Genomic DNA, 13,157 nt, shown 5'->3' with positions numbered 1-13,157 from the left:
CGGAGATCATAATCCACCGGACGACTGCACCTTTAGGGCCACGTGTCAGCAGGACCCTGTACCCACGCCGAGTCTTTGAATGACCAGCCGGATCAACGACATTGGACTCCGGTCAGCGTGAAACCGGCAGGTGTATCAATGCCACGCCGCGTCCGCCTACTGACAACGCGAGTAGCGTGATCCCGGTGGATTACTCGTCGGCTTACCTCGAAGAAACCCGCGCTTTCGGCGAGCTGATCCGCGGCGCCGACCAAACGACGCCGGTGCCGACCTGCCCGGGCTGGACCCTTGAGCAACTGTTCCGCCACGTTGGTCGCGGCGACCGCTGGGCCGCGCAGATCGTGCGGGACCGGATGGACAGTTTCCTGGATTTCCGCAGTGTCGAAGGCGGCAAGCCCCCACCTGGTCTCGACGACGCCATTTCGTGGTTGAACGGTGGTGCGCAGCGGCTGGTCGATGCGGTACAGGCAACCGGAGCCGAAACTCCGGTCTGGACGTTCCTCGGACCTCGACCCGCCAACTGGTGGATCCGCCGCCGGCTTCATGAGAACGCGGTGCATCGAGCCGACGCCGCGCTGGCCGTCGGCTCCGACTTCGCCCTGAATGTCGAGGTGGCCGTCGACGGGATCGACGAGTTCCTGGAACGGATCGTGATCCGGGCGGGGAAGGACGGCGCCGAGCTGCCACTGGACGGCGGTGACACACTCCACCTGCACGCCACCGATCCTGGGTTGGGTGCAGCCGGCGAATGGACGGTAGCCGTCGAGAACGACGTGGTGACTTGGTCGCACGAACACGGCAAAGGCACTGTGGCGCTTCGGGGTAGCGCCGCCGAGCTGCTGCTGGCGATGACCCGTCGAGTCTCGCTCGCCGACACCGGTATCGAGCTGTTCGGCGATAAGGCCGTATGGCAAAGATGGCTGGACCGCACCCCTCTCTAGACTTGCAAGCCATGACCACATCGGAGATCGCCACCGTCCTGGCATGGCACGACGCCCTCAATAGCTCCGACATCGACACCTTGGTTTCTTTGTCCAGCGACGACATCGATATCGGTGACGCGCACGGAGCGGTCCAGGGGCACGACGCTCTGCGCAGGTGGGTCAGTTCCCTGACGGCCAGGGCAGAGCTGGGCCGGATGTACGTGCATGACGGCATCGTTGTCGTCGAACAGCAGATCAGCGATCGCAACAGGCCCTTCACCGCGTCGACCGCCGCGTCGGCATTCCGGGTGGTTCGCGACCACGTCACATCGGTGTTCCGTCACGCGGACCTGGCCTCAGCTCTGGCGGCGACTGAGCTCACCGAGGACGACCGGGTCGACTGAGGCTGAGGAGCCGGCAATGCGAGGCATCATCTTGGCGGGCGGTTCGGGCACCCGGCTGTACCCGATCACGATGGGTATCAGTAAGCAGCTGCTGCCGGTCTACGACAAGCCGATGATCTACTATCCGTTGACCACGCTGATGATGGCCGGTATTCGCGACATCCTGATGATCACGACCCCGCACGACGCACCCGGCTTTCACCGACTCCTCGGTGACGGAAGTCAATTCGGCATCAACCTGACCTATGCGGTCCAGGAACGACCGGATGGACTGGCCCAGGCCTTCGTGGTCGGCGCCGATCACATCGGCAGTGACTCCGTGGCACTGATATTGGGAGACAACATCTTCTACGGTCCAGGACTGGGCACCAGGCTGAGCCGGTTCCAATCCGTCGACGGCGGAGCGGTTTTCGCCTACTGGGTCGCCAACCCGTCGGCTTATGGGGTGGTGGAGTTCGACGCCGGCGGCATGGCGGTGTCGCTGGAGGAGAAGCCGGCCACTCCGAAATCGCACTACGCGGTTCCCGGCTTGTACTTCTACGACAACGACGTGGTCGAGATCGCCAAGGGGTTGAAGAAGTCCGCGCGCGGTGAATACGAGATCACCGAGGTCAACCAGATCTACCTGAATCAGGGCAGGCTGGCGGTTGAGGTACTGGCTCGCGGCACCGCCTGGCTGGACACCGGTACGTTCGACTCCCTGCTCGACGCAGCGGATTTCGTTCGGACGCTGGAACTGCGTCAAGGGCTGAAGGTGAGCGTTCCCGAGGAAGTCGCCTGGCGGCGCGGCTGGATCGACGACGAACAGCTAACGCACCGTGCCCGCAGTCTGGTCAAGTCCGGGTATGGCGACTACCTACTGCACCTGTTGGAACGGAGCTGATTTCGCCGGAACGCGCCTCCACGGCTATGGCAACCCGTCCAATCCGCTGAAGCCGATCAGTGCGGTGCCGCCTATGCCGGGGCTGCCCGGAGTCGGACCAAGCCCTGCGTTGCCGCCGTTGCCGCCGATACCGAACAGCGCAGCGTTGCCGCCCCTTCCGCCGGGCCCACCGATCACCCCGCCGGCGCCGCCGGCCCCACCGTTGCCGCCGATGCCGAACAGCTGGGAGACGCCGCCCCTTTCGCCGTTGCCGCCGATGTTGCCGCCGTAGCCGCCGGTCCCGCCGGCGCCGCCGTCGACAAAGCCGTTGCCGCCCACTCCGCCGTACCCACCGTTCCAGGTGGTACTGGCACCGCCGTTCCCGCCGGCCCCGCCATTACTGAACCACCCGTTACCGCCGACCCCGCCGCCACCACCAACGCCGGTAGCGCCATTGGCGGAACCGCCGGTGCCGCCGGCCCCGCCGGTGTTGAATAGCCCATCGCCGCCCCGTCCACCGGACCCGCCCATACCTAGGGGTCCGGTGGCCGCCCCGCCGGTACCGCCGTTGCCGCCGGGGCCGAACAGTCCGCCGACGCCCCCTTGGCCGCCGCCGCCGCCGACTGGCCCGGTCCCGCCGGTGCCGCCGGTGCCTCCGGGACTGCCAAATATCCCGCCGTCCCCACCGGCTCCGCCAGCGCCGCCGGTGGCGACCGATGATGCCCCGCCGACGCCGCCTGTGCCGCCGGCGCCCCACAGCAGCCCGCGCCCTCCAGCGCCGCCGGGCCCGCCGTTGGCGAATGAGGAGGGCCCGCCGGCGCCGCCAGCGCCGGCGTTGCCCCACAGAAATCCGCCGATCCCCCCGGTCCCGCCGGCCCCACCATTGCCGACTGTTGAGGCTCCGCCGGCGCCGCCGGCGCCGCCGTTACCGAACAGGATCGAGCCGGCTCCGCCAGTGCCGCCGTTTTGGCCGATGCCGCCGGACGCGCCGGACCCGCCGGCCCCACCGTTACCGAGCAGGATCCCACCGTCGCCGCCGTTTGCCCCGGTGCCGGGGGCCCCGTTTGCCCCGTTGCCAATCAGCGGGCGCCCTAACAGCGCCATGGTGGGCGCATTGATGAAGTCGAGGAGTGGTTGCAGAGGTGACGCAGCGGCGGCTTCCGCACTGGCATACGCATTCGCGCCCGCGGTCAAGGTGGCCTCGAACTGGGCCTGGAAAGCTGCCGCCTGTGCGCTGAGCACCTGGTAGGCCTGCCCGTGTGTCGTGAACAACGCCGCGATGGCCGCCGACACTTCGTCGGCGCCGGCCGCCAGTACCCCCATCGTGGGGGCAGCGGCGGCCACACTGGCTTCGCTGAGCGACGTACCGATATTCGCCAGATCTGTTGCTGCCGCTGCCACCATCTCCGGTGGCACCACTACGTACGACATCGCGTCCTCCCGACCAGGTCAATATCGACACAGGGAGAAGAGCGTCGCGCATCGGTGTCACGGCCCACTAGGGCATTTCGCCTCTACTTGGCGGTACCTTCGACTCGCGCAGCCGCGGACCTACTGGCGGTAACCGGCGAGGAAGTTGCCGAGGCGCTCGATAGCCTTGGCCAGGTCACGCGCCCACGGCAAGGTGACGATGCGCAGGTGATCGGGCTCGGGCCAGTTGAATCCCGTGCCCTGGGTGACGAGGATCTTCTCCTGCAGCAGCAGGTCGAGGACGAGTTGTTCGTCGTCGGCGATGTCGTAGACCTCGGGGTCCAGCCGGGGGAAGGCATACAGCGCGCCTTCGGGTTTGGTACAGGAGACCCCTGGTATCTCGTTGAGTTTGGTCCAGGCGACATCGCGCTGTTCGAGCAGGCGCCCACCGGGAAGCACCAGGTCCTCGATGCTCTGGTGGCCGCCGAGGGCAACCTGAATTGCGTGCTGCGCCGGGACATTCGGGCACAGCCGCATGTTGGCCAGCAGACTGATGCCCTCGATGAAACTGCTCGCATGGTCCTTGGGGCCGGTGATCGCCAACCAGCCGGCCCGGTAACCGGCGACCCGGTAGGCCTTGGACAGCCCGTTGAAGGTCAGGCACAGCATGTCCGGAGCCAGCGATGCCACGTTGATGTGCTTGGCGTCGTCGTAAAGGATTTTGTCGTAGATCTCGTCGGCAAGCAGCAGCAGTTGGTGCTTACGCGCCAAAGCGACCATCTCGGTGAGGATTTCGCGGCTGTACACCGCCCCGGTCGGGTTGTTCGGGTTGATCACCACCAACGCTTTGGTGCGCTCGGTGATCTTGGATTCCAGATCGGCGATGTCGGGCTGCCAGCCCTGGGTCTCGTCGCACAAATAGTGCACCGGCGTGCCGCCCGCCAGGGAGGTCGACGCCGTCCACAGCGGGTAGTCCGGCGCGGGTATCAATACCTGGTCACCATTGTCCAGCAGAGCCTGCAGGGTCATGGTGATCAGCTCGGAAACCCCGTTGCCCAAATAGACGTCGTCGACGTCGAACCGCGGGAAGCCGTCGACGAGTTCGTAGCGGGTGACCACCGCGCGACGTGCGGGCAGGATGCCCTTGGAGTCCGAGTACCCCTGGGCATGAGGCAGCGCCTGGATCATGTCGCGCATGATCACGTCCGGCGCCTCGAAGCCGAACGGCGCCGGGTTGCCGATGTTCAGTTTGAGGATGCGGTGCCCCTCGGCCTCCAGCCGCGCCGCGTGCTGGTGCACGGGTCCGCGAATTTCATACAGGACGTCCTGCAGCTTGGACGACTGCGCGAACACCCGCTGCCGGTGATGGCCGGAGGTGTGCGCGGGCAGCTGGTGAGTAGTCACGTCAGCCATCGTCCCATCGCTGTCCACCGATATTTGCTGATCGCTGTAAAACCGTGATCAGCGCTTGCCCGGCGGGCGCGCACCCTTGGCCAGTCCCAGGCCCTTGACCGGCGCGGCCGGCGCAGTCGAGTCCCCGTTGGACTCTGCGGACGGCGCCGGCTCCGACTTAGCCTCCGGTTCGGCCTCGGCCTCCGCTTTCGGCTCGGCAGGCGCGACGGGTGCAGCAGCTGGTGCAGGTGCTGCAGGCGCGCTCTTCTTCGCGCCCGGGCGCTTGGCGCCGGCCGCAATTCCCAGCCCCTTCACCGGCACTTCCGGCTTGGCCGGCTCTGCCGGAGCTTCGGCGGGCGCCTCGGCTTCGGCCTGCGCCTCCGCCTTCACCGGCTCGGCCTGGGCCGGTTCAGCCGCTGCCGGTGCGGTTTTCTTGGCGCCGGGTCGCTTTGCGCCGGCGGCCATCCCGAGGCCCTTCACCGGGGTGGCGGGTTCGGCCGGCGCGGCGGCCGTGGGTGCCTCCGTAGCCTTGCCGGCCTCGGCGGCGGGAGCCGCCTTCTTGGCCCCGGGGCGCTTGGCTCCGGCGGCCACACCCAGCCCCTTGACGGGTGCGGCGGAAGGAGGAGCTTCCTCGGCTGCGGGTGTTGCGGCCGCTGCCGGGGCCTTCTTGGCGCCGGGTCGCTTCGCGCCGCCAGCCAGGCCCAGACCCTTCGCAGGAGCGGCGGGCGACGCGGCTGCGGGCTTCTCGGCAGGCTCGGCCGGCTTCTCGGCCGGTGCTTCGGCGGGCGCCTCCGCGGGAGCCGCCGCAGCGGCCTTGGGCTTGGCCTTGGCCACTTTGGCGGCCCGCTCTTCGGCTTCCTTGGCGGCGGTGCCCTTCTCCGGAAGCTTCACACTGTCGCGGTCGAGCGACTCGAGCAGCACCTGCGCGACGTCGAGCACCTCGACACCGCTGCGGCCGGCCTCCTCCTGGCGGTCGTTGACACCGTCGGTCACCATCACCCGGCAGAACGGGCACGCCACTGCGACGGTGGTGGCGTTGGTTGCCAGTGCCTCGTCGACGCGTTCGTGGTTGATGCGCTTGCCGATGTGCTCTTCCATCCACATCCGAGCGCCGCCCGCACCGCAGCAGAAGCTGCGCTCCGCGTGGCGCGGCATCTCGGTGAGGTTGGCGCCCGCCGCGCCGATCAGCTCACGCGGCGCCTCGTACACCTTGTTGTGGCGACCCAGGTAGCACGGGTCGTGGTAGGTGATGTCCTGGGAGACGGAATTCACCGGGACCAGCTTGTTGTCGCGGACAAGGCGGTTCAGCAACTGGGTGTGGTGCAGCACGGAGTAGTTGCTGCCGAGCTGGCGGTATTCCTTGCCCAGGGTGTTGAAGCAGTGCGGGCAGGTGACGACGACCTTGCGGTCCACGGTCTCCACACCTTCGAACAGCCCGTCCAGCGTTTCGACGGCCTGCTGGGCGAGTTGCTGGAACAGGAACTCGTTGCCCGAGCGCCGCGCGGAGTCGCCGTTACAGGTTTCGCCCGTGCCCAGCACCAGGTACTTGACTCCGGCGATGGACAGCAGTTCGGCGACAGCCTTTGTGGTCTTCTTGGCCTTGTCGTCGTAGGCGCCGGCGCAGCCCACCCAGAACAGGTACTCGAAGCCCTCGAAGCTCTCGACGTCCTCGCCGTACACCGGGACGTCGAAGTCGACCTCGTCGATCCAGGCGGTGCGGTCCGAGGCGTTCTGACCCCACGGGTTGCCCTTGTTCTCCAGGTTCTTGAACAGCACCGAAAGTTCGGAGGGGAACTCCGACTCCATCATCACCTGGTAGCGGCGCATGTCGACGATGTGATCGACGTGCTCGATGTCCACGGGGCATTGCTCTACGCAGGCGCCACAGGTCACACAGGACCACAAGACATCGGGGTCGATAACGCCGCCCTGTTCGGCGGTGCCGACCAGTGGGCGGGTGGCCTGCTCAGGCCCGTGCCCGGGCACCCGGCCGAAACCCGACTCGGGCACATGATGGCCCTCTTCGTGGACGGTTTCGAGGTCCAGACCTTCCAGCGGCTCCGCCTTCTTCTCGCCCAGGATGTAGGGCGCTTTGGCCATCCAGTGATCGCGGAGGTCCATGATGACGAGCTTGGGCGACAGTGGCTTGCCGGTGTTCCATGCAGGGCATTGCGATTGGCACCGCCCGCACTCGGTACAGGTTGCGAAGTCGAGCATGCCCTTCCAGGTGAAGTCTTCGATCTTGCCGCGGCCGAAAACCGCATCGTCCGGCGGGTTTTCGAAGTCGATCGGCTTCCCGTCAGCTTCCACCGGCAGCAGCGGGCCCAGTCCGTCGGGCAGGCGCTTGAAGGTGACGTTGATCGGCGCCAGGAAGATGTGCAGGTGCTTGGAGTGCAGCACGATCAGCAGGAAGACGAGCGCCACAGCGATATGGGCCAGCAGCGCGATCGTCTCGATCCACTCGTTGGCCGTCGTACCCAGCGGGCTCATGAGCGTGCCCATGGCGTGGGAGAAGAATGCGCCGCCGCCGTAGGGGAGGGTTCCGGTGTTCGCCGAGGCGCCTCGGAATATCGCGAAAGTGAAGATGACCATAAAGATCATGAACAGGATCAGCCACGCGCCCCCGGTGTGCGAGCCGTAGAACCGTGACTGGCGGCCGTATTCCTTGGGCTCGGAGCGCAACCGGATGATCGCAAACGTGACAATGCCGAACACCACGCTGAGAGCGATGAAGTCCTGCAGGAATCCCAGTGCGTCCCAACGGCCGACGATCGGGATGTGGAAATTGGACTGGAAGAGGGTGCCGTAGGCCTCGATGTAAACCGTGACGAGGATGAAGAAGCCCCACATCGTGAAAAAGTGCGCCAGCCCGGGGATCGACCACTTGAGAAGTTTGCGCTGCCCGAAGACCTCGGAGATCTGCGCCCAGACGCGGGTGCCGACGTCGTCAGTGCGTCCTGAGACCGGTTGGCCGGACATGACGAGCTTGTACAACCACCAGACGCGCTTGAGCGCCAGCGCGCCCACCACCGCGGTCATGCCCAGGCCAACGATCAGCCGGATGAGGGTCTGCGTGGTCACTGAAGGCCACCTCGATTCATCGTCATTCAGAAGCCGTGGGGCGCGGATGCGCTTTTGCTAGTCAACCTGCCCATACTGACATCTTCGCCGCATTCGCCGCGAGGTAGGCAAACCTAAGTTTTCGCAGATCACCAGCCCAGCCGGGCGCGGTGTGATCAGGCGTACACCAGCGACACTTCGAGCGATCGCGCAGTGACACGGTGACCAGAGTCTGCCCCCGATCGTCGGCCCGGACGGTGTCTTCACGACCGGGGGTAGGCCGCGGCGCTTCACAGCGGCCCCGTCCGCTGCGCCCGCCGCCAGGGCGAGGACACCGCTGATCCCGTCGATACACCGGCGAGCTTTCCTGCCCCGGCTTCGGAGTGCTCGGTGGAACCGCGGTGACCGTCCCGCTGGCAGTGTCGACGCGTGGCACGATCCGCCGGAGTGGACTGCTCACGGAATCGTTGATGTCATCGCGGCGACTCAATGCCGTTGCGGCGGCTGCCGGCGATCTGACGACCGGTTGGGTGATCGGCACCGCCCCGGGATATGTTGAGGGACAACGCTATGGCGAGCAGAGCCACCGTGACGATGGCCAGGCTATGGCGGCTCAGTTTTGCGGAGCAAGCATCGCCCGCAGCATTGACAGCATCTCCGAGCGTGAGCCGGCACCGAGCCGGCGGCGGATTCGGGCGACGTGATGCTCGACGGTTTTCGCCGAAATGAACAGCTGGCCTCCGATGTCGCGGTAGGGCATGCCCAGCAGGAGTAGTTCGGCGACTTCGCGTTCGCGGTCGGACAGCGTATTGCCCGAAGGCGGTTGACGTGTAGTTGCCGTGCCGGCTTCCGGTTGTCCGTCTCCGCTGGGCGCCTCGGCAAAACCTATGCCGATCTTGAGATCGCGGGCCAGCTGCAGCATGGCACCGGATACTCGGGCATCGGGCGTCTGCAATGCTGCCTGACCGGCAAGACGGGTGGCGTCGGATGTCAGCCCGACGTGCGCCAACGACCGTGCCGCGACGGCGACTTCGTTGGCGTCCACCTGGCCGGCCAGTACCCGCAGCCAGGTCCGGCCGGCTACCGAAAGGGTCTGTGCGAGAGTGCTTTGCGTGGCTGCGGCACTCAGCGCCTGTCCGTGTGGCGCTACGGCCTCCGGTGAATTGGTGAGGATGCCGGCGTGTACGCCCGACCAGTGCAGCGGATTCGACCACAGTGGTGGATTTCCCAGTGAACTGAGCAGCGCGAAGGCCTGGTCCACGGTGTGTTGGAGCTGGTCCACCTGACGCATGCGGGCCGCGGCGACCCAAAGCTCGCCCAATGGCAGCAGCGCGAACAGGTCCAGCGAGTACTCGGCGAGTACTTCGACCGCCGCGTACCAATGCTTCTGCAACGCGCCGGCATCGCCGCTACGACGAGCGATCGCAGTTTGCAGGGCGGCCGCCCACAGCGCGTCGCGCCGATGGAGACTCGCGCCGGAAACGGCGGCGACGTCGGCACTGGCCGAGGGCAGTTGGCCGTCCTGCATTTTGATCCAGCCACACAGGAGCCGGTGCCGGTCGGTGAACAACGCGCTGCCGTCCGCGCGCACCGCGCGGCCGATCACGCTGTGAGCACGGACGGGGTCTCCGCCGTGTAGTGCGGCCAGGGTGATTAGTGCTGCCGGGCTGTCTGGGAAGGCTTCGCCGATCGGGTGTTCGACCGCGACGGCCTGGCTGAGCCTCGCCATGGCGGTCGGATAGGGCTGCTCCATACTCTGCAGCAGGCCTTCGGCCAGGTTGCGTGACGCACGTGCCGAAATCGTTGGCGGACCGGTGTCCTTGAGCCGCAGGGCGGCATGTGCGGTGGCGAGGTCGCCCGTCGCGGCCAACACGATGGCACCGGCCGAGCCCACCACGGAATCCGGATACGGACCCAGCCAGGTGAACAGTTCGGCTGCGTGAGCGTAGTTGCCGTCGTGAGCTGCGACGCTGGCGGCAATTCGCACCGCCGCGGCACGTTCGATGAAGTCGGGGGAGGCCAGCAGGCTGTCGGCCAGTGCTGCGGCCGCAACACAATCGCCGCTGAGGGCAAGGGCGTCGGCCAGGCGCGGTTTCAGACCGCTGGCGCCGGTGTGGATCGCTGCCCGGTACAAGCGGGCGGCTTCGCCTGCAACGCCATGGATTTCGGTCGCGTGCCGGGACAGAATAGCGGCCAATCGATCGTCGCGAAGGCCGTGTTCGGCCAGACGCAGCGCCAACGACGGCGACACGGTTGACATGTCGAGTTGTGAACGCAACAGCGCGGTTTCGACTTCGTGGTGGCGTGCGTTGCCGACAACCTGAGCGACGGCATCATGCACGAGCTGCAAGAAAGCCGGGGGATAGGACGGCTCGACCAACCCGCTGGCATGTGCCCGATCGACCAGCCGCCTGGCTTCGGTGGTCGAAATACCCAGTGCCGCAGCCACATCGGCAGCGCCCAGTTCGTGCGAAAGGGACATCAGAAGGAAGGCATCGAGGTCGGCTTCGCCGACCCGGCGCAACCGCTCGACGAGAGCGATCTTGGCAGCCTGCGGCGGATCGCACTGGGATGCGGCGCCTAGTAGAAACGGCAGACCTGCGGTGCATTGGAGTTCGGGTTCGGCCACAGGCAGCGCACCCAGCTTCACCCGCGGTCTTTCCCGGGCGATAGCCGTCATCAGCGAACGCAGTGCCGCCCGCTGCTCGTGGGCTTCGGCGGCGGCGATGACGGTGGCGCGGGCATCGCCCACGCGTTCAGCGAGGCGATCCAGCTCGGAGTCGGTAAGCAGATGGGCGTCATCGACGACGAAAGCCACCTCCGGCGGATCCTCGGTTCGCGGCGGGCGGGTCACGACCGACACGCCGGCGCGAAGCAGACGGTCCCGGGCAGCGGCCAGGAGAGCAGTCTTGCCGGTCCCGATGCCACCGACGATCAGCACCTTGACCGGCAACGTCGCCGCATCGGCGAGATCGTCGATGACGGCCCGCGCGGCCTGGGGGATCTCGGTCGGGCAAACCGTCATGGGCGCCTTGCCGCCGGCGGCCTGCGCGGCGAGTCGCTCACTGTCGCGTACCCCCTATGCTCCGCTGGCGGTCAGCAGCGGCTTCTCCACGGTAGCCGTCCCTGCCCCAAAGCCCTAACATTCCCCTAACGCGTCACCCCCTAATAGAGGCCGGGGGTGGGCGGGGTTCGCACCGAACACGGTCACCGGCCCAGCGGATAGCATCTTGCTAGTGCTGGGTGTGTGCGGGCGTGAGTCGTACGGAGGTGGGTGATGGCTAACTCCTTGCTGGACTTCGTCATCGCGCTGGTGCGCGATCCCGAGGCCGCTGCACGGTACGCCGCCAACCCTGCCCAGGCTATCGCTGACGCGCACCTTACCGACGTGACCAGCATCGATGTGAACAATCTGATTCCGATGGTGTCCGATTCGCTGTCGATGGCCGGCCCCGCCGCCGCGGTTAGCGGCATGCCCGTTGCCGATCACGGCAATGTCTGGGCAAGTGGCGCGGCGACGGCGGCGTTTGACGCGTTCACGCCGCAGACGCCCCCCGCTGCGGTGCCCCAGCACAACGCGATCGGTGGCGTGATCAATGAGCCGACCGCTGCTGTGCTGGGTGACGTGCACGCCAGTCCAGCGCCTGTACAGACCGGTCACTATGAGCCCTCGCCGCCGTTCGCAGGTGGCGGAGTGCCTGAAATGGCATTCGACCAGGGCAGTTTCCCGGCCCATGACCCGAGCCTCTGGGACCATGCTGCGATGCATTCGGACGCCGACCCGCAGGATGGGCCGCCGGATCACCATGGCCTGGGCATCCACGGCCTGCACGGCTGAGGTTCATTCGTAGCCGATCAGTCTGGCGGCTGTGACGCCTGGCGAGTAGTGTTTGACGTGCATAAATGCTGTAAACGGGGGTGGTTTCAGCACATTTATGGGGGCACCTGCGATTCCCCTAATCCCCTAACGAGGTAGCCCCGGCTATCCCGATAGGTGTTTCCCCCACCGGGGGAATCGACCCCGATTTGGGGGAGCGGCGAAGTCCATACGGTTTATGACAGAGCGCCGGTCACTTCGGCGAACAACTTCACGGTTTCAATTTGAAGGGAAATGAAGATGACCTCGCTTGTGGACTACATCCTGAGCCTTTTTCGCAGTCAAGAGGCGGCGCAGTCTTTCGTCGCCGCGCCCGGTCAGGCCATGACCAATGCGGGATTGGTCAACGTCTCGCCCGCCGAGGTGTCTTCGGCGATGGCCAGTGCAGTTCCGGGTGTTGTGCTGTCCTCTGACGACCCGATCGTCGGGCTGCAGCAGGCGGTGGCTGAGCAGCATGGCCTGCCGATTACGACGTCGGACGCAAGTGTCGTGTCCAACTTCGTCGCGCAAAACGCCGGACCGGTCATCGGCAACGCCGGGCTGGCGGCGAGCGACGCAGGCCTCGTCGCCACCGATGCGGGTCTGATCGCCGCGGACGCGGGCGCCGGATTGGCAGGCGCGGTCGCGACGGACGTCGGCGCAGGATTGGCGACTGGCCTCAACGCTGGGCTGGCGACTGGCGTTGATGCCGGACTCGTCGGTCAGAGCGGTTTGGGCTTGCAGACCGGTGTCGCCGGATCCGCGCCCGGCTTGGCTTTCGTCGAGCCAACGGGTGGTTTCGGTGCGGGAGTAGGTGTCGGCGCGCAGGCTGGGCTGGAGGTCGGTTTCGGTGTGCAAGCCGGAATCGGTGCACAGGTTGGTGGCGGACTCGGCGCCGGCGTCGGCACCGGAGTGGGTGCGCAAGCGGGCGTTGGTTTCGGTGTCCAGGCCGGGGTTAGCGCGCAGGCAGGTGTAGTCGGCGGGATTGGCGGCCAGGTCGGCGGAGTCGTTGGTGGCGGGGTCGGTGCCGGTGGTCAGGTTGGTGCTGGCGTCGGTGGTGCCGTTGGTGTCGGTGGGCAGGTTGGCGGCGCGGTTGGTGGTCAAGTTGGTGGGGCCATCGGTGGTGGCCTTGGCGGCGGTATCAATGCCGGCGGTCAAGTTGGTGGCGCGGTTGGTGCTGGTGGTCAGGTTGGTGGTGCGATCGGCGGTCAGGCCGGCGGTGCGATCGGTGGTCAGGCCGGTGGGGTGAT

The 13,157-nt window shown here is 66.8% G+C and carries 9 protein-coding genes; 5 read left to right on the top strand and 4 right to left on the bottom strand.

Annotated features, from left to right (window positions below; genetic code table 11):
* Positions 1-185: 185 nt before the first annotated feature.
* From AC5Y7D_RS23645 to rfbA, 3 genes are read left to right on the top strand one after another with little or no spacing between them, the layout of a single operon-like run.
* Positions 186-941, top strand: a complete 756-nt coding sequence (locus AC5Y7D_RS23645; RefSeq protein ID WP_499928246.1) for a maleylpyruvate isomerase family mycothiol-dependent enzyme — start codon at positions 186-188, stop codon at positions 939-941.
* A gap of 11 nt (positions 942-952) precedes the next feature.
* The gene (locus tag AC5Y7D_RS23640) at positions 953-1,327 is read left to right on the top strand and encodes a nuclear transport factor 2 family protein (RefSeq protein WP_499928244.1); all 375 of its coding nucleotides are present in this window, start codon (positions 953-955) and stop codon (positions 1,325-1,327) included.
* 16 nt (positions 1,328-1,343) lie between these two features.
* Complete coding sequence (gene rfbA / locus AC5Y7D_RS23635; protein WP_499928242.1) at positions 1,344-2,210, top strand: glucose-1-phosphate thymidylyltransferase RfbA; 867 nt, start codon at positions 1,344-1,346, stop codon at positions 2,208-2,210.
* A 24-nt stretch (positions 2,211-2,234) separates the two neighbouring features.
* Here rfbA and AC5Y7D_RS23630 read toward each other — a convergent pair whose 3' ends face one another.
* From AC5Y7D_RS23630 to iniR, 4 genes are all read right to left on the bottom strand, one after another.
* Positions 2,235-3,620, bottom strand: coding sequence for a PE family protein (locus tag AC5Y7D_RS23630; protein ID WP_499928241.1), 1,386 nt, complete (start codon positions 3,618-3,620; stop codon positions 2,235-2,237).
* A 120-nt stretch (positions 3,621-3,740) separates the two neighbouring features.
* Entirely contained in the window at positions 3,741-5,030 is a 1,290-nt protein-coding gene (locus tag AC5Y7D_RS23625; RefSeq protein ID WP_499928239.1) for a pyridoxal phosphate-dependent aminotransferase, read from the bottom strand.
* Positions 5,031-5,060: 30 nt separating this feature from the next.
* Positions 5,061-8,072 (bottom strand): (Fe-S)-binding protein, encoded by a 3,012-nt coding sequence (locus AC5Y7D_RS23620; RefSeq protein ID WP_499928237.1) that lies wholly within the window; start codon positions 8,070-8,072, stop codon positions 5,061-5,063.
* Between the two features lie 592 nt (positions 8,073-8,664).
* On the bottom strand, positions 8,665-11,076 hold the full coding sequence (gene iniR / locus AC5Y7D_RS23615; protein WP_499928235.1) for an isoniazid response ATPase/transcriptional regulator IniR: 2,412 nt from the start codon (positions 11,074-11,076) through the stop codon (positions 8,665-8,667).
* Positions 11,077-11,328: 252 nt separating this feature from the next.
* On the opposite strand from iniR, the gene AC5Y7D_RS23610 reads away from it, so the two are divergent.
* Both AC5Y7D_RS23610 and AC5Y7D_RS23605 read left to right on the top strand, forming a co-directional pair.
* Entirely contained in the window at positions 11,329-11,889 is a 561-nt protein-coding gene (locus AC5Y7D_RS23610) for an Rv0340 family IniB-related protein (RefSeq protein ID WP_499928233.1), read from the top strand.
* A 279-nt stretch (positions 11,890-12,168) separates the two neighbouring features.
* Positions 12,169-13,157 (top strand): IniB N-terminal domain-containing protein (locus AC5Y7D_RS23605; RefSeq protein WP_499928231.1); only part of this gene is annotated, 989 nt, incomplete at its 3' end.

It is taken from the genome of Mycobacterium sp. NGS49 (genome assembly GCF_059812565.1).
Note: the sequence above shows the minus strand (reverse complement) of the source record. Positions and strands in the feature narration are given on the sequence as shown.

Coding starts and splice junctions, on each gene's coding strand:
- AC5Y7D_RS23640 (WP_499928244.1), top strand. CDS start 953: ATGACCACATCGGAGATCGCCACCGTCCTGGCATGGCACGACGCCCTC.
- rfbA (WP_499928242.1), top strand. CDS start 1,344: ATGCGAGGCATCATCTTGGCGGGCGGTTCGGGCACCCGGCTGTACCCG.
- AC5Y7D_RS23630 (WP_499928241.1), bottom strand. CDS start 3,620: ATGTCGTACGTAGTGGTGCCACCGGAGATGGTGGCAGCGGCAGCAACA.
- iniR (WP_499928235.1), bottom strand. CDS start 11,076: ATGACGGTTTGCCCGACCGAGATCCCCCAGGCCGCGCGGGCCGTCATC.
- AC5Y7D_RS23610 (WP_499928233.1), top strand. CDS start 11,329: ATGGCTAACTCCTTGCTGGACTTCGTCATCGCGCTGGTGCGCGATCCC.